The sequence below is a fragment of the Flavobacterium undicola genome, assembly GCF_009909155.2.
Lineage (GTDB): Bacteria > Bacteroidota > Bacteroidia > Flavobacteriales > Flavobacteriaceae > Flavobacterium > Flavobacterium undicola.
Map to the genome: position 1 here is coordinate 1 of NZ_JAAAPM020000013.1, position 23,399 is coordinate 23,399.

Consider the following 23,399-nt stretch of genomic DNA (forward strand, 5'->3'; position numbering starts at 1 on the left):
TTTGTTTTAGGATAAACCGTTCTCAATTTAAAACAAGTATTTTTCATAAATCCATAGAAAGAATGGTGAATGCAAAACCGATTTATCAAAAAAACATAAAACAGATATTAAGTGTATAACTCAATAAGTTTTTTTTCTTTAGTGTCTTACTTAATTAATATTATGGTTTTATAAATTAGATCATATAAGATAAAACAGTGTTTTTATGTGACAATAAATTATTCTTACGTATGCTAAATTCTTATATGTACTTATATTTTGAAAATCTAAGTTTTAAATCATGAAAAAATAAAAACTTATATGACTTATATGTTTAAAAAGACGACATTATTTCATTCTGATTACTTAACAACGAATAATTTCAATTACTACTAGATTAATCCGTTTAAATCTGTGTTAATCCGTGGCAAAAAAAATTTACAAACTAAAAGTAAAATGCATTAAAGTGTATCGTTTTGACTATTTTTGAGACTATTAAAATTCAAATCCTATGAAATCTAAAATCTTATTCTCGTTAATTTTCTTATTCACACTATTTTCCGGAAACGCCCAAACCGCAACAAATATTAAAACAGTTGAAGTTACTGCTTTCGCAAAAGAAATAAAAACAACTCAAAAACCACAAATTCTGGATGTTCGTACTCCCGAAGAATTTGCTGCAGGACATATCGACAATGCTACAAATGTAGATTGGCAAGGAGAAAATTTCGTTAAAAACACTGAGAAATTCAACAAAAACAAACCCGTTTATGTGTATTGCAAAAGCGGAAGAAGAAGCCTGAAAGCATCTGAAAAACTATCAGCATTAGGATTCAAAAAAATCTACAACCTAGACGGCGGTTACCTTAAATGGAGTGTCGAAACAAAAACAGCGCAATAAAAACCAAAAGTCATCATTCATGCTTACAAAAGAATCACTACAATTTTTAGACGATTTAAGAGACAATAACAACCGAGAATGGTTTCAGGATAATAAAAAACGCTATGAGATTTTCAAAAAAGATTATCATCAGTTAGTGAGTGTTTTTCTGGATACCATGAAGCCTATGGATCCTGCATTAGAAATGCTCGAAGTAAAAAACTGTACCTTCAGAATCAATCGCGACATTCGGTTTTCTAAAGACAAATCACCTTATAAATCGCACTTGGGGGTTTGGTTGTCTTCAGGTTTAAAAGGTCTCAATCGTGCGGGTTATTATGTGCATATCGACAGAAACGGTTCTTTTATTGCCGGTGGTTTCTATGCCCCTGAAGCCGATGATTTAAAAAAAGTGCGTAAAGAAATCGCTTTTTTCCATGAAGATTTAGAAGCTATTTTGAACGAACCCAATTTCAAAAGAGAATTTGGCGATTTCAGCCGAAATGAAAAAAGCCTGCTTAAAAATCCACCCAGAGGTTACGAAAAAGACCATCCTGCCATTGAATTATTAAAATTAAAAAGTTTCGAAACCATTCAAAAATTCGACATTTCTGAAGTAACTAAAAAAGATTTTGTTTCGAAAATGAGCCAAAAACTCCTCCTTTTGAAACCACTGAACGAGTTCATGAATCGAGCCTTAGAAACCGACGAATTTTAAAAAAGTTAACCACAGATCTGTCTGCAAAAAAAAAATCAAATTAGCTGATGAAAAAAAGAAAAATACTTTTTCTTGGTGAAACCTATCGTGCCGATGCCATAACCTGGATGAACGGCTTAAAGGAATTTGGGGATTTTGAAATTATCACCTGGGAACTGCAAACACCCAATAATTCTTTTCCAAATAAAATCCTGCGCACGTTGGAATTTCTATTGGCCATTTTCAGCATCAAAAAAAGTATTCGCCAACAAAAACCCGATATGATTATTGCCGAAAGAACCACCAGTTATGGTTTTCTGGCGGTACTTTCGGGATTACAACCTACAGCAATAGCCCAACAAGGAAAAACCGATTTATGGCCCGAAGATTCCATCACGATTCCACTTAAAAAAATCATTCAAAATTATGCTTTCAAAAAAGCTACCTTCATTCACGCTTGGGGACCTGTTATAGCTGATTCTATGCTTATAGCCAAAGTGGATATGGAAAAAGTTATGGTGTTACCAAAGGGAATTGATTTAGAAAAATTCAAAAATAAAAATACGGCTCAGCCTGATAAAATCTCTGCCATTGTTACTCGCTCTCTTTTACCGGAATACCGACATGATCATGTTTTAAAAGCATTTGGGATTTTACATCAAAAAGAAATTGATTTTAGTCTGACTATCATTGGCAATGGTGAGCAACTTCCTTTTTTAAAAGAATTAGCCAAAGAATTGAACATTGAAAACAAAGTCCTTTTCACGGGAAAAATTCTAAATACAGCCTTACCCAAGCTTTTACAAGAATCCAATTTTTATTTAAGTATGCCTATAACCGAAGGCGTTTCGGCTTCTTTATTTGAAGCCATGGCCTGCGGATGTTATCCCGTTGTTAGCGACATTTCCGGAAATCAAAGTTGGATTCGCCATCGCAAAAACGGACAATTAATTACTGTTGACGATGTTGAAATGCTTGCCAATGAACTAATTTGGGCTTTTGAAAACAAAGATTTCAGAAACAATGCTGTGCTACACAACCGAAAATTCATGGAGGATCATGTCAATTACAAAACCAATATGAAAATTATTGCGGATAAATACCACGAATTGATTGATAATAGCACAGCTGTCAAATGACAAGTTTACTAAGGTTATTTTTAATTAAAAAGTGGTCTAAACTTCATAAAAAATCATACTAGTAAATTATAATCCTTACTTTTGAACCTTCAATTCACGACTAAAAAAGCGCTTTCTTTTATGGAAATTCTAAATCATTTTTCTTTAAAAAACTACAATACTTTTGGCATTGAAGCCAAAGCCAGACAATTTGTTGCTGTTCACAGTATCGCCGAATTGAAAACCATTTTAGAACAATATTCTTCTGAGAAAAAATTCGTTTTGGGCGGTGGAAGCAATATGTTATTGACTCAAGATGTTGATGCTTTAGTGATTCATATTGATTTAAAAGGAAAGAAAATCATTAAGGAAGACGATGATTTTGTTTGGATTGAAAGTCAGGCGGGCGAAAACTGGCACGAATTTGTACTTTGGAACATCGAACAAAATTTTGGCGGACTGGAAAACATGTCGCTAATTCCAGGAAATGTGGGTACAACTCCCGTTCAAAACATTGGCGCATATGGAGCCGAAATCAAAGATACTTTCATTTCTTGCGATGCAATTAATATCGAAACCCAGGAAACAAAAGTATTCCACAACGAAGAATGTAATTTTGGATACCGCGAAAGTATTTTTAAACACGATGTAAAAGACCAGTACATTATAACTTCGGTGGTTTTTAAACTGACCAAACGCAACCATAAAATCAATACTTCTTACGGAGATATTTTAGCTGAATTAGAAAAAAACAATTCCGAAGCCTCGGGACTAAATCCTACCTTAAAAGACGTAAGCAACGCCGTAATTACTATCAGACAAAGTAAATTACCCGATCCAAAAGAACTGGGAAACAGCGGTAGTTTTTTCAAGAATCCAATTGTTTTAAAATCCGATTTCGAAAAAATACACCAAAAATTCCCGGAGATGAAATTCTATAATGTTTCAGAAACCGAAGTAAAAGTTCCTGCGGGTTGGCTAATTGAACAAGCTGGTTTTAAAGGAAAACGTTTTGGTGATGCAGGAATTCATAAAAATCAGGCTTTGGTTATAGTAAACTATGGCAACGCAACAGGACAAGAAATTTTAGCCGTTTCCAGAGACATTCAAAAGACTGTCTTTGAAACTTTTGGCATTCATATTGAGGCCGAAGTAAACATTATATAAACAGAAAAACAGACTTGAAATTTTTCTTTTAAAATTCATATTTTATCATTTTCAAATCCTAATTCTATTCATACCTTTGCACTCGATTAAAAAACCCATTAAACTCTGATGCTTATACTGATTCTTTACTTTTTTATTGCTATTGTTGCTATTCAAATTGCGTATTATTTAAGTGTTTTTGGGAAATTTGCTTTCGCCAAAGCGCAAAAAATAACACCCAAAAGAATTCCTATTTCGGTTATCGTTTGTGCTAAAAATGAAGAAGAAAATGTAGCGAAGTTTGTTCCGTTGTTAGCCGAGCAAAACTACCCTGATTTTGAGATAGTTTTAATCGACGATGCTTCGAGCGATAACACCTTAGAACTTTTTGAAGCATTCGAGAAACAATATTCTAACATTCGTCTCGTTAAAGTAGAAAACAACGAGGCTTTTTGGGGAAATAAAAAATATGCTTTAACATTAGGTATCAAAGCCGCTAAAAAAGAATATTTGCTATTTACTGATGCCGATTGTCACCCAACATCTAAAGACTGGATCACTGCTATGAGTTCGCAATTTACATTACATAAAACGATTGTTTTAGGATATGGAGGCTATGAAAAAATTGCCAATTCATTCCTGAACAAAGTCATTCGTTTTGAAACTTTGCTTACCGCAGTTCAGTATTTTTCCTGGGCAAAACTGGGACATCCTTATATGGGAGTGGGTCGAAATTTAGCCTATAAAAAGGAAGAATTTTTCAATGTAAATGGTTTTATCAATCACATCCAAGTGCGTTCAGGCGACGATGATTTATTTATTAACGAAGCCGCTAACGGAAGTAACACCACAGTAGCGTACACGCCAGAAAGTTTTACGTATTCGGCACCAAAAACAAAATACAAAGATTGGTTTACCCAAAAAAGAAGACATGTAGCTACCGCAAAGCATTACAAAACCACAGATCAATTGCAATTGGGTTTATTTTATAGTTCGCAATTGTTATTTATTGTTTTGGCAACTTTATTATTATCTTTCCAATTCCAATGGATTCTAGTATTGAGTTTAGTTGGTTTACGTTATTTATGTGCTTGGTTTATCATTGGTATTTCAGCTGGAAAATTAAAAGAAAAGGACATTAAATTTTGGTTTCCAATTGTAGAGATTGCGCTTGTTTTTACACAAATCAATGTCTTTATCACTAATATTTTTTCAAAACCAGTCAATTGGAAATAAAAACTCAAATAGAAAAAGCCAAACAAGGAGACCAAACGGCCTTTACTTTTCTATTGAATCATTATTGGAGTGAGGTCTATGGATTCATGCTCAAACGCACCGAAAACGAGACCAACGCCGAAGACATTACCATTGAAACTTTTTCGAAAGCATTCGACAAAATAGCCACTTACAATCCTGAATTCCAATTTAACACCTGGTTGATTTCTATTGCGAAGAATGTGTATATTGATATGCTTCGCAAAAAAAGATCCAGTCTTTTTGTCGAAATTACTGAACAGGAAGACCAGAAAGCCTACAATATTGCCGACACCAGTCCGTCAAAAGAAGACGAATTGATTACCGAGCAAAACCTCTCGCAATTGCTGCAATACATCAAAGAATTAAAACCGCATTATCAGGAAGTAATCCAACTGCGTTACTTTCAGGAAATGAGCTATCAGGAAATAGCTAATAAAATTGACGAACCTCTAAACAACGTCAAAGTAAAACTCCTAAGAGCTAAGAAACTATTAGCTGAGATTATCAACAACCGTAGATAATTTTTTTTCAAACCATTAAGAGATTTAAGTTGCATTAAGAATTGATTTTTAGTGTCGCTGTAAATAATACTGCCATTTCTTTTACAAGTAAGAAAAGTTTTTAAATTTGTGTAACTCAAATAAAAATGATCCGTAGAACAAAATTAACGTTGTTATACTACAGTTTTAAACAAACCTGAATAATTTTACACAAGTATAAATTAGTTTAGCGCAACCGAATCAAAGACCACTCAAAATAAATACTTATGAACGGAAGAAAATTAATAATTGTGATATTGGTATTGAGTATGTTATTCATATTTATATCTGTAATTTTATATCTATCAAAATTTGGGAGTCTAAATTTTTCAGACATTAATGATGATTGGATTAATTTTGCAAATTACTTTAGTGGAATACTGAATCCCATTCTTACATTATTAAACTTAATTATATTCGCTTACTTGAGTTTTCAATTAATAAAAATTGAAGATGACAGAAATAAATGGACTTTGCAAGAATTAGCTAGACCATATTCAAATTTATTATATGAAGATACTGGAGATGTTTTAAGTATTTCAATAGAGAATATTGGTTTAGGACCAATGATACTTACAAATATTACAATTAATAATAATTCTGGAAAAAAATTTAATGATTTCTATGATGCTCTAAGTGATATTATAGAAAATGAAGAATTTGAATATAGTGTGACACCAAAAATTGATTCATTCGCAATAAATTCTGATAGCGGTGCAATCGGAAAGGAAAAATCTCACTGTATCTTAAAGTTATATTTCTTAGACGAAAACAATCATAATCAAGACTTTACAGAATTCATTAGAATTCAGCTAAATAAGTTTTCTATACAAATAACATATAGCGATATGTATGGAAGATCAATTGATTCTATGACTGAAAAATTACACTTCAGACCTTGGCTATAATGCAATGATAGTGCGGTAATACTTCTTGAAATGAATGAATTGGAATGGGCTTTAGACCCAACCTCACGGATATATCAACACAACAATAGCGCCGGAATGTTTTCCGTGCCCAGAACGATAATCAAATAGCTTTAACACTTAATGGAGTTACTAGATGAGATTCCTCGTCCCTCGGAATGACAAGATTGCGGGTAAAAACTCCTCCTCCGGTTCTCGTTTGCAACGAGGACCTACTTTCTTTTAAAACAAAACAGAGCGTTTGCAACGCGGCTCATTAAAGAACGCATCTCACATTTAAACCCCATAATAAACGATATTTTTTTTATCATTAAGATTCTGTGTTAATTTCCAACCAAAATTTCATAATCTCTTAATGCTTAAACATTTAAAAAAAAGTTTTTTCGCACAAATACCAGAAAAATTAAAAATTTTCTCAATCCTTATAAATTTTTCTAACTACCTAAAAATTTACTCATCCACAGCCTTACATCCCTTGTAAACTGTGGATTTTTTTTACCCTAATAAGACCAACCTTAATATACTTAGAACAAATACTTACGTAAAAATACTTAATTTTTTTTCAAAAACTGCGTTTTCGCAACTTTTAATCAAAATAATGCGTCTAATTTTGCCTTGTAAATAAGTAATATACTTAAAGTTAAGCTTAATACTTAGAGATAAGTTAGATACTTAGAAAAAAAAGTGCTAAACAATTAATTTTTTTAAAAATGAGTTCAATTTCAACAAATCAACCGCTTTCTAGTTTAAACATTTTTAGTGGCAAGGGCGTTCAAATGCGTACATTCCACATTACCTGGCTAACCTTTTTCTTTTGCTTTTTTGCATGGTTTGGTATGGCATCACTTATGCCAATCGCTAAAGAACAATTGCACCTGACAAAAGACCAATTAGGTAACATTCAAATTGCTTCTGTATCGGCAACTATCATCGCCAGATTATTAATAGGCCGATTAGTTGATAAATTTGGACCAAGATTAACTTATACCTGGTTATTAGCAATTTGTTCCGTACCGGTCTTATTAATTGGTACTTCACAGACTTATGAAAGTTTCTTGCTTTTTAGATTGGCTATCGGTGTTATTGGAGCTTCTTTTGTTATTACACAGTTTCATACTTCAGTAATGTTTGCTCCATCTATTAAGGGAACTGCAAATGCGACAGCAGGTGGTTTCGGAAACGCAGGTGCCGGTTTAGCGAATATTACCATGCCTCTTATAGCAGCAGGATTCGTAGGATTAGGAGTATGTACTCAGGAAGACAGCTGGAGATATGCAATGATTGTTCCTGGAGTAATGTTATTGGTTTTTGCTTTTTTATATTTCAGATTTACCAAAGATTTACCAAATGGTAACTATAAAGAACTTGGAATTGAAAATGAGAATAAAGAAAACACATTTATGCTGGCTGTTAAAGATTACCGTACCTGGGTTTTAACCATTGCTTATGCTGCTTGTTTTGGTGTTGAAATCACTATTGATAATTTTGCTCCTATTTATTTCACGGACACTTTTGGTGCAAGTTTAAAAACAGCAGGAATCTGCGCAGGTATTTTTGGGATTATCAATATTTTTGCAAGACCACTAGGAGGAATAGTTGCTGACAAAGTAGGTAAAAGCTATGGTTTTTCAGGTAAAAATTTATTGCTCGCATTACTGCTTGTTTTGGAAGGCATCGGAGTTATTTTCTTTGGTATGACTGATCAATTAGGGGTTGCTATCTTCTTAATGTTCTTGTTTGGAATGAGTTTAAAAATGGCAAACGGTGCAACATACAGTCTTGTACCATTCATAAATCCAAAAGCTATAGGAAGTGTTGCAGGAATTGTAGGAGCAGGTGGAAATATTGGGGCAATGTTAATCGCTTTCTTGTTCAAAGCCAAAGCAGTTAAGTTTACTAAAGATGTAATTGATGAAACGGGTGTGTCTCAAACTAAAGATTTAATTGATTACACAAATGCTTTTTATATATTAGGAATCATCATTCTAATAACGGGAGCAGTTGTTTTAGCTGTAAAATTTGCAGTTAAAGATAAAGAAGCGGTAATCGAAGTAAACGGCGAACTAGTACCTGCTGTATCTTTTGTAAAATCAAAATAACATAATTTAAAATCCACAAAGGATATTAGGAATAAATTAAATGTACCCGATCGCTCGGATATATCAACACAAGGATAAGCAAATAGCTTAAACACTTTGTGAAGTTACTTAATAAGATTGTGTAAAATGAATTGGAACGGGCTTTTAGCCCGTTTTAAAATAAGAATCTAAATTGGCTTTAGCCTAAATCGTATTGATTTTGGCTAAAGCCTTATCTTTATATCAATTTCATCATCTGGCTAAAGCCAGACGCAATTGATAAACGAATCCTTAATCTAAAGGCATTAATTACCATCTTTATAATTATTCTAAATTATTTTCAAAAACACTACGGAAATTACATACTAAATCCGTATCTTAATCGTTCTAAATAAAAATACCACATACGCATACCGATTTAACTGAATCCTTAACCATTAAATCTATATCTTATGTCACATCACAGTCTTTATGAAAGCAATTGGATTAACCTAGTTTTCGAAAACAGAAACAAAGAGTACGGCGCATTTCAACTACGTCAAGAAACCACCAAAACTTCTTTTCATGCCCTTTGTATTGGTATTTTAGTATGTACCGCATTAATAATTCTACCCAATTTACTACTCCGTCCAAAGAGCATTAGTGTCCCCACCGCTCCTGATTTTACAGAAACAGTAATTCAGCTAAAAGATATTTATTCAATAGAAAATAAAAAGAAGGCTGCCTCAGCTCCACTTCCAGCAGCTCAACAGCAAAAAGCTGTCGATAAAATAGACAGCAAACAACTCATTAACCCAACCGTGGTAAGCGCAACCCAAGCCGTTGATACTAAATTTATCTTAGAGAGAAATAATCCTATTGACAATACTACCACAGGAACAGCCCTTAATGGTACTGGCACTTCAACTGGCGAAAGTGTCGTTAATGGAACAGGGAACGGAACAGGAACGGAAATTTCGAACACTAATGGAACCGAGCTTGTGACCACTGAATTATTAGACAGTAAACCACAATTCCCGGGAGGAATAGAAAAATTCTACCGCTATATTGGAAATCACTTTAACAGTCCAACATTAGACGAAAACAGAAATGTTCGCATCTTTGTTTCTTTTGTAGTGGAGAGAGACGGCAGTATGAGTAACATCAAAGTCATGAACAATCCGGGAGCTGTTTTAGAAAAAGAAGCCATTCGGGTATTACAATCCATAAAAGCCAAATGGACTCCGGGAATGCTTCATTCAAAACCAGTAAGAACGGCTTACAACCTGCCTATCACGGTACTAATCAATTAGCATTACTCTCCCATAAAATTAAAGGCAGCCATAGTGTAGTCATGGTCGGAAGAAAAATCTTCCGACTTTTTTTATTTTTATGCTAAAATAATACCATTTAGGAATATAAAATAATCCAATTTTCCAACTCCCTCTCCTTTGGAGAGAGTTGGGGTGAGGTAAACAAAAAACTGTTTTATAATTCTAAATGGTATTATACTTAAATCTTGGAACAAAAAAAGAGGTCATTAAGACCTCTTTCTAAATTATTAAAAAAAACTATTTTACTTCTGCTTAAAAACCGTTTCCTGCAATTCTTCCAAAGTTTTCCCTTTAGTTTCCGGCATCATAAACATCACAAAAAGCAATTGGAATACCATCATTACGGCAAAGATTAAAAACACCGTTCCAGCTCCTATTGTCGAGAATAAAAAAGGAACCATTGATGGAATAATGGCAGCCAACACCCAATGTGTTGAGGAACCGAATGCCTGTCCGCTGGCACGTAGATGATTGGGGAAAATTTCAGAAATAAATACCCAGATTACTGCCCCCTGCCCGATAGCATGTGAGGCGATAAACAGGAACAAGAAAATAGGCACTGCCATTCCCTGCCATTTTAGAAAAAAAGCTAGCGAAACCAAACCAAGAGAAATGATATACCCTATAGAACCAATATACATCAGTACTTTACGCCCTAAAACATCAATCAAAAACACTCCAAAAAGGGTAAACACTAAGTTGGTCACACCAATTCCAATACTGCTCATCAAAGCAGCACTTTCTTCTAATCCTGCTTCTGCAAAAATCCTCGGTGCATAATACAAGAACGCATTAATACCCGATAACTGATTGAAAAGCGCAATCAAAAAGGCTAATATCAAAGGGAATCTGTATTTCTTTAAAAAAATAGTTTCGCCTTTTACATGATGGTCTTCACCAATATGCAATTCCGCAATTAATTCTTCAATTTCAGCATCAGGATTAATTTGTTGTAATACTTTCTTCGCTTCCTCATTTCTGGATTTAGATAACAGCCATCTTGGACTTTCCGGTATCGCAAAAACTATTAATGTATAAAGAAATGCAGGAAAAGCCATTACCCCTATCATCCATCGCCAGGCATTTTCTCCTACGTCTCTCAACAAATAATTAGATAAAAATGCCATTAAAATTCCCAACACAATATTAAACTGGTACAAGGAAACCAAACGCCCCCTGTCTTTTGCAGGTGCAATCTCAGAAACATAAGCAGGTGCCGCAATAGTAGAAGCTCCAATTCCTAAACCTCCTAAAAATCTAAAAAAAGCAAATGTATAAGGATCACTAGCTAAAGACGAACCTATCGCTGAAACCAGAAACAAAACCCCAATCCAGATTAATGTTTTCTTTCTTCCTAAGGCATTGGTTGGAATTCCCCCAAAAATGGCTCCAATAACAGTACCCCATAATGCCATTGCCATGACTACAGAACCATGAAAAACATCTGAAGTATGCCATAGTTCCTGTAATTTTTTATCGGCACCCGAAATCACAACGGTGTCAAAACCAAATAAGAAACCGGCCAGTGCTGCCGTAATAGACCATAAAAGTATTTTATTCATAATATTTGTTTTATTGTTTGAATAGTAAAAATCCTGTTGATAGATTCGTTGTTTACCCAGCCCAAATCAGGATGGATTTATAATTATTATTTTTTAGCGACAATAAGTTTATTATTTTGAAGCGGAGCTAAAATATCCTTTCCTGATTTCAATTTTTTCAAACGTACTAAAGCTTCCACATAATAATAATCGGCATAAATAATCGAATAATCTATTTCACTCTTATTCGGATAATGCCCCGTTGAATGCAATAAAAAAGCTGGATTGGCATTACCGCTTTGGTATCTTGAACTCGATAATTCAGCTAACATGGCTTCCGCCTTATCTAAATAGGTTTTGGCCAATGCTTTATCTTTTGTATAGGTTGATAATTCTATTAATCCCGAAGCAACAAGTGCCGCAGCAGAGGCATCTCTTGGTTCGTTGGGAATATTTGGCGCATCAAAATCCCAATATGGAATTAAATCTTTAGGCAAACGATCTAGGTAAATTTTAGTCACCTTATGTGCAAAATCTAAGAATTTAGGATCTTTCGTTTCTCTATACACCATCGTGTAACCATAAATAGCCCAACCCTGACCTCTGGCCCACATCGAATCATCAGAATATCCCTGATGTGTCATTCCTTTTATTTTTTTACCTGTAAGCGTATCATACACCACTACATGATACACTGAATTATCTTTTTTAAACTGATTTTTCATAGTTACCTCAGCGTGCTTTACAGCCATATCGTATAAAGATTTACTGCCTCCCATTTTTGAAGCCTGAAATAACATTTCCAAATTAATCATATTATCGATGATGGTATTGTGTGGCCAATTTTTTTCTTTCACCATTCCCGGCCAGGACAAAATAGTTCCCACCTTAGGATTATACAAGGTTGCCAAAGTATCGGATGTTTTCAGGATAATATCTTTATAATCTTTATTTTGGGTCAATCTCAATCCGTTACCGAAACTACAATATACCTGAAACCCTAAATCATGATCGGTTGCAGAACGAACAGACAATGGGGTTAAGAAACGAGAATACTTATCTGCTTGAGTTTTTAAAACAGAATCTCCGGTATATTCATATAAATACCATAAAACCCCTGGCCAAAATCCACTTGTCCAATCCTCATAACCAACATAATTCCAGTTCTTAGCACCTGGAGCAATATTTCTGGGAATAGCCAGACTATCAGGTGCTACAGTCAAGGTCTTTTTGGCTTGTACCACACAATATGCTAAATTTTTATCGATGTCAAACGCTTTTGGTTTCTTATTTTGACAGCTAGCCATGGTAATTGTCATTGTCATGGCAAAAAACAATATTTTTTTCATTTTACTGATTTACTTTTACTTTACTATTTTTTCTTTTAATTTTTTAAATATATTTCGGCTTATTTTGACACTTTAAACCAATCAAAATCGGCATAACTCCCCATTCTGACAGTACTTTCACTAACAGAAAAAATTCCCATTTTAGCACTGATCCATAAATCTTTTTGCGCCTTAAAACTTTCTCCTATCGATTGAAAATGAACCCCGTCTTCGCTGTAGCTGAAGTAACAGCTGGCATCCGGAGCCTTTACTTCCATTCTCAAAAAGACCTCATTTTTTTGGATTTTTTTCTTTTCAATAACTTTTTCCGACTTCCCACTGATGGCATCCGTACAAGAGACTTGCTTCACCCAAAAATGACCGTCCTCAAAACTGATTCCAGCATAGGCATACGACTGCCCCATCATCAACAAACCAGCCGTTTTCCCGGCTGTTTCCCATTCGATATTCAACTTTACTTTGGTAGTGGTCGTGAAATTTTCTGCCGGTAATTTTTGTAATAATAAATGGGGAGCATCCCATAAATTGGGCAACTCTTTTTTACTCATACAAAAAAGCCTCAAATAATCAGTTCCCGGAATTTGTGCACTCCACTTAATAGATGGATTTCCATACCATTGCCATTGAATTCCATATTTCCCATCCTTAAAATCATCACTTTCCTGTGGTGTTTGAACAGGATATTGCTTGCCAATATTTGGCTTTTCATATTTTAAAACTGGTTCGCCAATGCCATTCCCATCTAAATCTTTCCCCAATACAGGCCAGTCTTTTTCCCAACTCATCGGTTCTAAAAACAAAACCCTTCCATACACATCTTTGTCCTGAAAATGAAAAAACCAGGAATCTCCATTAGGTGTAGTTAACCAAGCTCCTTGGTGTGGGCCATTGATTTTCGTACTTCCCTGTTCTAATACTACCTTTTCTTCATAAGGACCATAAATATTTTTGGAACGTAATACCAACTGCCATCCTGTTGCCACGCCTCCCGCAGGAGCAAAAATGTAATAGTAACCGTCCTTTTTATATAATTTTGGTCCTTCCAGCGTATGGTGTTTTTCATGACCATCAAAAACATGTTTTCCTTCGTCAATAACCTTAGTCCCTTCAGTGTTCATTTGATTGATGGTCAACAGACTATTAATTCCGGCGCGGCTTCCCGCCCAGGCATGAATCAAATAAGTTTTTTCTCCGTCCCATAACGGACAAGGGTCAATAATCCCTTTGCCTTCCATAACCAAAACGGGAGCTTCCCAAACATCGGCTGGATTTTTGGTTTTTACCATATACACCCCAAAATCAGGATCTCCCCAATAGATATAAAATTCATTATTGTGGTATCTAATTACCGGAGCCCAAACTCCTTTGCTATGTTGCGGAACATCAAAAACCTTTTCAGGAACTATTTTGTTAATCGCATAATTAATAATGGTCCAATTCACCAAATCCTTGGAATGTAAAATCGGTAAGCCTGGGGCACAATTAAAACTACTGGCGGTCATATAATAATCATCCCCCACGCGAATCACATCGGGATCGGAATAATCAGCATGCAAAATTGGATTGATAAAAGTGCCATCGCCCTGATCTGATTTCCAAACCTCAGACACATAGTTTTCTATTTTGTTTTCTTGAAGGATACGAGCATTATTTTTTTTATCAATAGAACTGCATCCATTGATAATCAAAATACCTATACCCAAAAAGAAACTTTTATTTCTCATTATTCGCATTTTATTTAATTGTAACAGCTAATGGATTTTGAATAATTTGTGCTTGTTTTTCCAACATCGCATCCCAATCTTGAACAGATTGCACCTGAGCACTTCCTGTCCAGGCAAAACCTACGTAATACGTCAATGTGTTATTTTTAGGCGTTGTTACCATCAGGATCTGACTTTGGTCAGCCGCTTTAGAGCGATGATCGATTGCTGATTTTACAACTTTGGGATCAATCACAATTCCTTCTCCTACAAAAGAATTGTCGATGGGTTCCCAATGACGAAAAATTCCGTTTTGAGCATTGATGGCCACCACTCCTTTTTCTTTATGAAGTGTAATTCCTAAAGTATAATTTGGAATTACACTGCTTGAACTTATTTTATTTTCAAATTTTGAAAAATTAGAACCCAAATCAAGAGAGATTCTTTTAGTTTCCTTAACCTCATATTTACTCCAAGGCGCATAATCTAATTCGAAAATAGTTCGCAAAGGACCTGTTGCAATTATGCGGTATTTAGTATAGTTTTTAGAAATATACAAACTGTCCTTTTCCCAAATTCCTGTTCCTCCAGAACCTCTGCTGCTTCCCACATGGTACGGATCGTATCCTTCGCCGTGTTCGATATGATAATATCCGGGAGCCACTACATTTTTGGCATACCAGGAATCAATAATCGAATGATTTACTTTTTTAAACCAAAGGTCAATACCACTTGAAAGCGTTCCGCCTTCTTTCCCTTCTTCTACTAAACGTTGAGCTTGTGGGCCATAAGTACGAAAAGCCACTCGGTCGTTTTCCCAAGCAAAATCGTCTATACGTTCTGGGACAAAACGGGCATAGGTTGTATTAGAACTCTTTGGTGTTCTAAGTTTAGAATCTGTAAAAAGAGTATAAACTACTCTAGACCTTGCAGGAACAGTCGCCTGAAACAACAACTCATCTGGAGTACCGTCAAGATTATTGTCAATTAATTGAGTTACTACTAATTTCCCAGTTGCATCTTTCACCAATACCGTACTAAAATCTTTAATTTTAGAAAGACTTTTATTGGCATTCAAACGAATACTTACTACTTCATTTCTGTCAAAATGAAGTTTGTTTTCGACTACCAGCTTTTTGCTTAATTTATTTTCGCTGGAAAAGCTGGAAAACAAAATCAGAATTCCTATGAAAGAGACTATTTTATTCATTTTTAAATTATTATGTGCTACTGTTATATTATGGTATGCTTCGCGAACTCGAATGGTTTTATATTTATCAGCTTTTTCAACTACTATTTATTTTTACAGCTATTCAATTGCTTTCATTTACTCACGTAAAATTTTCTTAAATGGCAATTTCATACTTAAATTCTTCTAGAAAGCTTAGTTTATTGTTGCCTTTGTAATAGATATCAAATAAGTATGGATAACAAAACTTCCGATTATTTAATTCACCCCATTTTTTTATAGCCTTTGTTCGTTACAGACTTTATTTATCAATTCTGTTTTTATAAATCGGGAAGTATAAAATATCCGACTATACATGTAATAAAAATAAATCCTATTAACTGCATAATTCTTTCTCCTCAATTAATTCTTTCATTAGAAAAAACATCTTTCAGTCCTAAAACAAGAACAATCAGTGCCGAAATAAATCCTAGTCCAAGTAAAAAATCTCCTATAATATTTTCCAATCTCACGAGATAAAATCCAATTATTAAAAAACAAATGCCAATCAAAAGAGAGAGTCTGTAAATAATTACTTTTGTCATAGTATGTTAATTAGAGATTATTATAATTCGTTATAGTTTCTTTTTTAAAACATATATCCTATTTCATAAATAATTTTAAGTTATATCAAATGCATTATTTTTTAATTTCGCTGATCCAAATCGCTGCCCCGCCGGACACCTTAAGATTTACTTTTATTTTCGACCCTTTTTTAACAACTACATCTTTTAAGGCTACCTGAGTTTTGGTTTTCACTTTTTCATCATCAGAATAAATTCTGGCTTTATATTCTTTTTTGGCATCCAAAAAATCAAAATTCAGTTCCAGAGTTCGTGCCTCATTATTGGTAATACTTCCCACAAACCAATCCTTTCCTGATTTTCTCGCAGTAGTGATATATTTCCCAATTTCACCGTTCAAAACTTTGGTTTCATCCCAAACCGTAGGTACTTTATCAAAAAATTCTATTTCGGGTTCCCCCTGATAGGCCAAAGGTTGATCGTACCAATACATAAACTGAATAGGACTGTAATAAACCACCGATAATGCTAATTGATGTGCATGCGTATTTTTAATTGCTTTAGAATAATAGGCTATTGTATAATCGGCTGGCCCAGCTAAAAATCGGGTAAATGGCAAAATGGTGTTATGATTAGCGTCAGGCATTTCTTCGTTTCCACGAATTCCTTCCTGGCTCATTAAATTAGGGTAAGTACGACTGAAACCGGTAGGTCTATACTCATCATGTATGTCTACCATCATACCATATTCGGCACATTTTTTTACCGCTTCATGCAACCATGTCGTCCAACGTTGATTTCCTACTTGCACAAAACCAAATTTTATTCCTTTGATACCCCATTTTTTATATAATGGCAAAATCGTATCTAATTGCTGTATCAATGCACGCTGATTAACATATACCCAAAGCCCAATCCCTTTAGAAGCAGCATAAGCAGCCAGTTCAGGAACATTAAGATCTTTTGCTTCTGATACTTTAGTAGCATCTGAACTCATCTTCATTTCAGACCCATACCAGCTGGCATCCAAATGAATATATTGTAATCCTCTTTCGGCTGCAAAATCAACACATTTTTTAGCATCAGCCTGCGTTAGTTTTGCTACGCGTATCACTTTTCCCGGTTTAATCCAAGACACGTCTTTTAATTGACTTTCAGGATTTAAATTCAAAATAATACTGTTATTAGCAATCAAATCAGTTGCTTTATCTACAGCCATAATAACACGCCAGGGAGTGGAATAAGCCGGAATTACATCAACACTGCTATAGATTGTAGCCTGAAGTGTATTCGATTTAGTCTCGTTCAAACTAAATTTCATTCGGGCGTAATCTGTCATTTGTGCTTCGGCAAGAGCCACAGTTAATCCATTACTCAGCTTCATTGTTAGCGGACGTTCGCTTTGTCCTTTCCAATCTTTTAACGGTAACAAAGAATAAGGTCCCTGTGCCCATGGCTCATAATAAGCCAAAGTTCCTTCAGGCATTGTAAATTGAGTCTGCTCACCTACTATATGAAGGAACAATCCGTTTGTTGGCTCCGGAAAATGATAACGTATGGCAATACCTTCATTGTAAGCACGGACAACTACATTCATAAAGTATCCCTTGCTTTTATCATAAGCATCTGTAGCTACTTTTTTCGTCTCGTCACCTTTACTAAAAGACAAAATCATTTCATTATAATTATCACGAATCAATTTATTTTCCCCATATACAGGTTTCCAGGTTTGATCCACACTATTTATCTGAACATCTTTAAATTTCAAATTCTCTCCCCATACTTTACAAGTATCATTAGGCACGGCAAGAGCGGACTCAAAAGTTTGATTCTCTATCAACACACCTAATTCAGACTCCATCACCACTGTTTTTCCTTTAAAATTCAAACGATAAGTCAAACTATTTGCCCCTGAAACATCCTGTTTTTGTTGTATAACAAACTCATAATTTTTATCAGGGGAAGACAGTTTTTTTTCAAATAGCGGTTTAATTTTAGAAGTTTGAGCCGTAGTGACAACAACTATTAAAAATGAAAGAACATTAAAAAATAATTTTAGGGTTTTATGCATATTTACATTGTTATAAAGTTGATTGATGATGGCTTTCAATCTTTTAGAATATTAAGTTTCAAAAAGAAATAAATCAAACAGAATTCTTACATTTAATTATTGATAAAATCTTTTTTTACAATCTAAAAAAGATTAAAAAAATAGTTCTTCTCCAAGATTAATGGAAAAGCCAAATTTGGTTATTGGAAAATTAAAGTTTAAATAAACACCTATTTTTAAAGTATAATTTGCTACAATTACAAAATTTTTCATTAATCAATAAATGTCTTTTTTATTCTACTAATTTGGTGAAGAACCAAAAAAAATTCTAAATCAATAGGATCTAAGAATTATAAATAATGATATGATTAAAAATACAATCGTTGCTATAATTTTTAAAACTGACTTAAAAAAAAAGATAAAATTAGATTTACTAATTTTATTAAATTTTCTCCTGAAAGTCTTAATTTCTTAATTCAAACAATATTTTTAATTGAAAAAAAAAGATTAAAAGACTATTAGGTAAACAACTTAAGAAATTAAACTTATCTAAATGAAGTTACCTAATAGTATTTCAAGCTCTTACTATTCTAAAGTAAATAATAAAGTACCAAAACCAAGTGAATCAAACCCTCCACTGTTTCCTCCATAATCACCTCCTCCACCTTCAGGCTGAGCTGATTTCACTCCTAAGGAAGTATAATACACACTCGCAGCAGGAAGTTTTTTTATTTTAGCATAATGATTGTAAATCATTGCCCACATTGGGCGGTTACCTCCCCTACCTGAAGATCCAATAGCAGGTAATTCGGTCAATTTTACTCCACATCCTGTCCAAGGATCTCCTTCATGCCAACTATAGACCGTATATGGAACGTCCAAATAAGCTACATTGTATTTAGCAACATATTCACTAGCTTTCAAAACAATATTATCCCTAAATCCCCATAAATCGTCTCCCTGTGTCCAAGCAATCTGACAAACCGTAGTTAACAATGCTAAAGACAACATACAATGTCCTTGATCCCTTCCGCTCTCTTGCATTTGAGCCATATTGGAATTAGGACTAGGAAACGGTTCAAATATGGTAACAAAATTATTTCCACATCCTTTCCCGTTCTGATAATAATCAATCACATAATTATACATAGATCTATCATCTACTAAAACAGAAATAGCCATAACCGAGGCCATATTACACAAATCCCAGTTAGACCAAGCATGCTGAGGATGACAACCAAAATGAGTCGACAACCAACTATAATTTAAATTATAAAATACAGTACGCATCCACTCTTTATATTTAGTAAAATCAGCAGCAGCCCAACCAGAATAATTTCTCAACTGTTCACCAGCTATTGCAAATTCATACCCATAAATCCCAGCTGCCAATGCTGCATTTGAATCCCCAGAAATCCTGGTACAAGTTGAAGCCCAGGAATTTAAAATATTAACAGCGGCTTGTGCATATTGAGCATCACCTGTTAACTTCCATCTAAGGCCTAATTGGTAAGCAGCTGCCACATCATTCATCGCACGAGAATAATTGTCTGGCAGAGGTTCTTCTGCCGAACCTCCTCCTCTTATTAATGTTGCAACAGGATTGGCAGTATAAGTTGATTGAGCATGCGAATTAGCTATCAACTTATTATATCCAGAAACCCAAGGTTCCTGATTAGCATCAATCTTCGCTTTTATACTTACAAAATCAGCATCTTTAACATAGCCACCGTGTTTCAAGGGAACAGAAGGATCTAATGTCTTTATCTGGTCAACTGTTGTTACTGGTGGAGTGATTGTAGTATCCGATTTTTTCCCATCTTCTGATGAACAACTTGTAAAAATAGCTGCTCCTGCAACTATTTTACAAATCCAGTTTATTTTTAATTGTTTCATAATATTTAATTTTGTAATAATATTCCAGAAGTATTTATAGTAATAAAAGTTTTTCTAAATCAATTAACTTTCTGCATTTTTACATTTCAGGTACTTTCCCTGAGATAATTTATTTGATTATTATATAATCTGTTAATCGTTTAATTTGTAATCTGATTGAATTCCCATTCAATTAAAATTTCTTTCTTTATACAAACCAATAAAACACATAATTCATAAGACTATTACTGATTTTTATATATGCAAAAATTGTTTTTTAGCATTCATATACGTTATTCTTCAACAGTTTGTTAGCGCTCGCGTTGTCATTTTATTTATTAGTGTTTGCTTACGTAAACTTGTTGTTAATGACAATTTCATTTGTCATCAGTTTAAATAAACTAACATTGGAGATCAAGTATTTATAATAGACAATAAAAACATTTTAAGAATTATCTGTTTAAATATTTTTTTGGCCTGTCTATTTATAACTATTTTAAAAAAATCAGCCAAATAAAACAGACAGGGGATTTTTTTAATACCCCTGCCTTATAATTCCAAAATTAATTTTTAACTAATTTAATCCCACCCACATTAAAATAATCGGCTTTAGTAGTAGCTCCTGCCATATTAGCTAAAAATCCTATGGATACTTTTTGAGAAGTAGCTAATGTAAAGTTAAATTGTGTTGTTACAAGTGCAGTTGCACCAGTTGAACTATTTGGAACAGTTGCTCCTACTGGTGTACTATTCCAGGTACCAACATAACCTAAAGCAGTACTTAAATTTGCTAACGAAGGCAATCCATCTCCTGCAGCTGCCACACAATAAACAGAAGATGTTGGGTGGTTTTCTGAATAATAAGTAAATGATACGGTATAACTACCTGCTGGCAAAGCCATTGATGTTTGTTGATATACCTTTCCATCGACAACCGGTGTATCACCCCAAGTTTCAAAACAAAGACGACTTCCACCATCTTTAGACCATCCACCAACTTTTACCGATGAAGCATTGGTTTTATTTTTAGCACCTGCATTAGTTATCCAAGGTGCTCCTAATGTACCCCATCTATTACTAGCATACGCATCTGTATTACTAACAAATCCACCTCCGGAAACAAAATTCCCAGTATTACTTAGAAAATATGGAGTTATATCACCCGCTGCTGTTGGGTTAATGATGGCAGGAGTTCCCTGAACAGTTAATCCTCCCATAGTAATTGAAACAAAACCAGTAGCATAATTTGCTGGTGCTGTCACAGTAATTTTATTATCGGCAATGGTTTGTATCGTCGCTGCAGTTCCATTAAAACTTACCGCTACTTTTGATGCGTCTGTACCAAAATTAATACCATTGATAGTTACGATATCAACTCCGGGAAACGCAACGGTATTAATCGTATTACTTGAAACAACTGATGTAATTGCCGGAGCAGGCAAAACGGTAAATTCTGCAAAAGAATCATTAAGATGTTTCCACACTTGTAAACTTACTTTTCCACTAACTGCTGCAGCAGGCACCTGAACTACAATTTTAGTATCCTCACAGGAAACTACATTAGTAGCCAAAATACCTCCAAAATATACTTTTACAGCACCTTTTAAAGTCCCAAAATCAGTTCCTGTAATGGTTACATTAATACCAGGGTATCCAGAAGTATGACTTATTCCTGTTGCCGTTTGTTCAGGGTACTCCTGAATTCTAAAGTTTGGACCTTCTTCACAGGCCGTAAAAAAAGTAAAACAAATAACCATCATGAATCCTCTGATGAGGATACTATTATTTTTAAATATTTTCATAATTCTTGTTGTTTAAATTTTATCTATTATATGAAATAATTATAATATTATTTTTAATCTCTGGTATACAAAAGTGTTCCAAATCCTAATTGGTCAAACCCTCCACTATTAGGACCATAATCACCACCTCCACCTTCCGGTAAAGAGCTCATTAAACCCATTTTAGTATATTTTGTAAGACTTTCTGAGATGTTTTTAATTTTTGTATAATGAAAATATGGCGCAGACCACATAGGACGAAATGATCCTCGAGCAGCGTCACTAATTTGGGTATGTGTTTCCACTCCCCCACAAGCACTCCAGGCATCTTTATAATTCCTAGTGTACTCGAAAAACGGGACATTTAGCCTTGCTATATTATATTTTGCCGCATATTCACAAGCTTTTAAGAAGCGGTTATTATCCAATCCGTAAAAATCATCTCCCTGATTCCATGTTAACTGGCAAATCTGTCCCATTAATGCAATGCACAATGTTGCATGCCCTTGATCTCGTCCACTTTCCTGAAGCTGAGCCAAGCCCGCGTCATCTCCATCAAAAACATGGTTTATGGCTTTATACCAATTTCCATTGCCATTACCTTTCTGTAAATAATTAATGGCATAATTATAAATAGTTCTATCATCTGTTAAAATACCTATAGCCAATACAGAGTTCAAGTTAGCCAAATCCCAATTAGCCCAATAATGAGATTGGCAAGTACCCCAATGGGTTTCTAAAAAGGCCTTATTCAAATTATAGAAAACATCTTTCATCCATTTTTGGTATGCCGCAAAATCAGTTGGGTTCCAACCCGGATAACCTCTCAGCATTTCTCCCGCAATAGCAAATTGAGAACCGTATATCCCTGCCGCCAAAGCGGTATTGGAATCTCCACTAATACGGGTACATGTTTTTGCCCAGGCATTAAGGATATTGACTGCTGTTTGTGCATAAATAGCATCTCCACTTATCCTCCATCTTAATGTCAGTTGATAAGCTGCAGCCGCATCATTCATAGCACGACTATAATTGTCTGGCAGAGGTTCTTCAGCCGAACTTCCTCCTCTTATTAATGTTGCAACAGGACTGGCGGTATAAGTTGATTGTGCGTGCGAATTGGCTATTAATTTATTCCATCCAGACGTCCATGGCTCTGCTTGTACTGCAATTTTAGCTCTTATCCTTGCATAGTCTTCTTCGGTATGAATCGCACCAATATGCTTCATGGGAACAGAAGGGTCCAAAGTATTAATAGCCAGCACGATTGGGGTTGGGGTTGGGGTTGGGGTTGGGGTATCTCCCCCACTCGAAGGGCTTGAACACGCAATCACCAGACCAAATACACCTAAAATTAGTGTTGGCGCAACTAACCGGTAAAAATTAAATTGTTCCTTTTTCATAATTACTATTTT

The 23,399-nt window shown here is 34.6% G+C and carries 17 protein-coding genes and 1 pseudogene; 10 read left to right on the plus strand and 8 right to left on the minus strand.

The window, feature by feature from the left end; genetic code table 11:
- From GTZ96_RS09175 to GTZ96_RS09220, 10 genes and pseudogenes are all read left to right on the plus strand, one after another.
- Positions 1–119 (plus strand): annotated as a pseudogene (locus GTZ96_RS09175) (IS1595 family transposase); the annotation flags it as partial.
- Positions 120–490: 371 nt separating this feature from the next.
- Entirely contained in the window at positions 491–880 is a 390-nt protein-coding gene (locus tag GTZ96_RS09180; protein ID WP_161643358.1) for a rhodanese-like domain-containing protein, read from the plus strand.
- A gap of 19 nt (positions 881–899) precedes the next feature.
- Complete coding sequence (locus GTZ96_RS09185) at positions 900–1,577, plus strand: DUF2461 domain-containing protein (RefSeq protein ID WP_161643360.1); 678 nt, start codon at positions 900–902, stop codon at positions 1,575–1,577.
- A gap of 47 nt (positions 1,578–1,624) precedes the next feature.
- On the plus strand, positions 1,625–2,695 hold the full coding sequence (locus tag GTZ96_RS09190) for a glycosyltransferase (RefSeq protein ID WP_161643362.1): 1,071 nt from the start codon (positions 1,625–1,627) through the stop codon (positions 2,693–2,695).
- Between the two features lie 81 nt (positions 2,696–2,776).
- Positions 2,777–3,841, plus strand: coding sequence for a UDP-N-acetylmuramate dehydrogenase (gene murB, locus GTZ96_RS09195; RefSeq protein ID WP_262890578.1), 1,065 nt, complete (start codon positions 2,777–2,779; stop codon positions 3,839–3,841).
- A gap of 108 nt (positions 3,842–3,949) precedes the next feature.
- Positions 3,950–5,056: a glycosyltransferase gene (locus tag GTZ96_RS09200; RefSeq protein ID WP_161643366.1), complete on the plus strand. Its 1,107-nt coding sequence runs from the start codon at positions 3,950–3,952 to the stop codon at positions 5,054–5,056.
- Positions 5,047–5,598, plus strand: coding sequence for an RNA polymerase sigma factor (locus tag GTZ96_RS09205; RefSeq protein ID WP_161643368.1), 552 nt, complete (start codon positions 5,047–5,049; stop codon positions 5,596–5,598). The genes GTZ96_RS09200 and GTZ96_RS09205 overlap by 10 nt, the downstream gene beginning before the upstream one ends.
- A gap of 245 nt (positions 5,599–5,843) precedes the next feature.
- Positions 5,844–6,524, plus strand: a complete 681-nt coding sequence (locus GTZ96_RS09210; RefSeq protein ID WP_161643370.1) for a hypothetical protein — start codon at positions 5,844–5,846, stop codon at positions 6,522–6,524.
- Between the two features lie 728 nt (positions 6,525–7,252).
- Entirely contained in the window at positions 7,253–8,641 is a 1,389-nt protein-coding gene (locus tag GTZ96_RS09215; RefSeq protein WP_161643372.1) for an MFS transporter, read from the plus strand.
- A gap of 431 nt (positions 8,642–9,072) precedes the next feature.
- The gene (locus GTZ96_RS09220) at positions 9,073–9,912 is read left to right on the plus strand and encodes an energy transducer TonB (protein ID WP_161643374.1); all 840 of its coding nucleotides are present in this window, start codon (positions 9,073–9,075) and stop codon (positions 9,910–9,912) included.
- Positions 9,913–10,175: 263 nt separating this feature from the next.
- On the opposite strand, the gene GTZ96_RS09225 is transcribed toward GTZ96_RS09220, so the two are convergent.
- The 8 genes from GTZ96_RS09225 to GTZ96_RS09260 form a co-directional block, all read right to left on the minus strand.
- On the minus strand, positions 10,176–11,495 hold the full coding sequence (locus tag GTZ96_RS09225) for a sugar porter family MFS transporter (RefSeq protein WP_161643376.1): 1,320 nt from the start codon (positions 11,493–11,495) through the stop codon (positions 10,176–10,178).
- A gap of 86 nt (positions 11,496–11,581) precedes the next feature.
- Complete coding sequence (locus GTZ96_RS09230) at positions 11,582–12,823, minus strand: glycoside hydrolase family 88 protein (RefSeq protein ID WP_161643378.1); 1,242 nt, start codon at positions 12,821–12,823, stop codon at positions 11,582–11,584.
- A gap of 59 nt (positions 12,824–12,882) precedes the next feature.
- A complete protein-coding gene (locus GTZ96_RS09235; RefSeq protein WP_161643380.1) occupies positions 12,883–14,547 on the minus strand; it encodes a glycoside hydrolase family 43 protein in 1,665 nt (554 codons plus the stop codon).
- A gap of 10 nt (positions 14,548–14,557) precedes the next feature.
- A complete protein-coding gene (locus GTZ96_RS09240; RefSeq protein WP_161643382.1) occupies positions 14,558–15,736 on the minus strand; it encodes a DUF4861 family protein in 1,179 nt (392 codons plus the stop codon).
- Between the two features lie 657 nt (positions 15,737–16,393).
- Positions 16,394–18,349, minus strand: a complete 1,956-nt coding sequence (locus GTZ96_RS09245; protein WP_161643506.1) for a glycoside hydrolase family 97 protein — start codon at positions 18,347–18,349, stop codon at positions 16,394–16,396.
- A 564-nt stretch (positions 18,350–18,913) separates the two neighbouring features.
- Positions 18,914–20,224, minus strand: a complete 1,311-nt coding sequence (locus GTZ96_RS09250) for an alginate lyase family protein (protein WP_161643386.1) — start codon at positions 20,222–20,224, stop codon at positions 18,914–18,916.
- Between the two features lie 542 nt (positions 20,225–20,766).
- Positions 20,767–22,005, minus strand: a complete 1,239-nt coding sequence (locus GTZ96_RS09255) for a DUF5013 domain-containing protein (protein WP_161643388.1) — start codon at positions 22,003–22,005, stop codon at positions 20,767–20,769.
- A 53-nt stretch (positions 22,006–22,058) separates the two neighbouring features.
- Entirely contained in the window at positions 22,059–23,387 is a 1,329-nt protein-coding gene (locus tag GTZ96_RS09260) for an alginate lyase family protein (RefSeq protein WP_161643390.1), read from the minus strand.
- Between the last annotated feature and the right edge of the window lie 12 nt (positions 23,388–23,399).

Bases quoted from the DNA above. Each gene is read 5' to 3' on its own strand.
- GTZ96_RS09225 (WP_161643376.1), bottom strand. From the start codon at position 11,495: ATGAATAAAATACTTTTATGGTCTATTACGGCAGCACTGGCCGGTTTC.
- GTZ96_RS09200 (WP_161643366.1), top strand. From the start codon at position 3,950: ATGCTTATACTGATTCTTTACTTTTTTATTGCTATTGTTGCTATTCAA.
- GTZ96_RS09255 (WP_161643388.1), bottom strand. From the start codon at position 22,005: ATGAAAATATTTAAAAATAATAGTATCCTCATCAGAGGATTCATGATG.
- GTZ96_RS09235 (WP_161643380.1), bottom strand. From the start codon at position 14,547: ATGAGAAATAAAAGTTTCTTTTTGGGTATAGGTATTTTGATTATCAAT.
- GTZ96_RS09260 (WP_161643390.1), bottom strand. From the start codon at position 23,387: ATGAAAAAGGAACAATTTAATTTTTACCGGTTAGTTGCGCCAACACTA.
- GTZ96_RS09220 (WP_161643374.1), top strand. From the start codon at position 9,073: ATGTCACATCACAGTCTTTATGAAAGCAATTGGATTAACCTAGTTTTC.
- GTZ96_RS09185 (WP_161643360.1), top strand. From the start codon at position 900: ATGCTTACAAAAGAATCACTACAATTTTTAGACGATTTAAGAGACAAT.
- GTZ96_RS09210 (WP_161643370.1), top strand. From the start codon at position 5,844: ATGAACGGAAGAAAATTAATAATTGTGATATTGGTATTGAGTATGTTA.
- GTZ96_RS09190 (WP_161643362.1), top strand. From the start codon at position 1,625: ATGAAAAAAAGAAAAATACTTTTTCTTGGTGAAACCTATCGTGCCGAT.
- GTZ96_RS09230 (WP_161643378.1), bottom strand. From the start codon at position 12,823: ATGAAAAAAATATTGTTTTTTGCCATGACAATGACAATTACCATGGCT.
- GTZ96_RS09215 (WP_161643372.1), top strand. From the start codon at position 7,253: ATGAGTTCAATTTCAACAAATCAACCGCTTTCTAGTTTAAACATTTTT.
- GTZ96_RS09250 (WP_161643386.1), bottom strand. From the start codon at position 20,224: ATGAAACAATTAAAAATAAACTGGATTTGTAAAATAGTTGCAGGAGCA.
- GTZ96_RS09180 (WP_161643358.1), top strand. From the start codon at position 491: ATGAAATCTAAAATCTTATTCTCGTTAATTTTCTTATTCACACTATTT.
- GTZ96_RS09240 (WP_161643382.1), bottom strand. From the start codon at position 15,736: ATGAATAAAATAGTCTCTTTCATAGGAATTCTGATTTTGTTTTCCAGC.
- GTZ96_RS09245 (WP_161643506.1), bottom strand. From the start codon at position 18,349: ATGCATAAAACCCTAAAATTATTTTTTAATGTTCTTTCATTTTTAATA.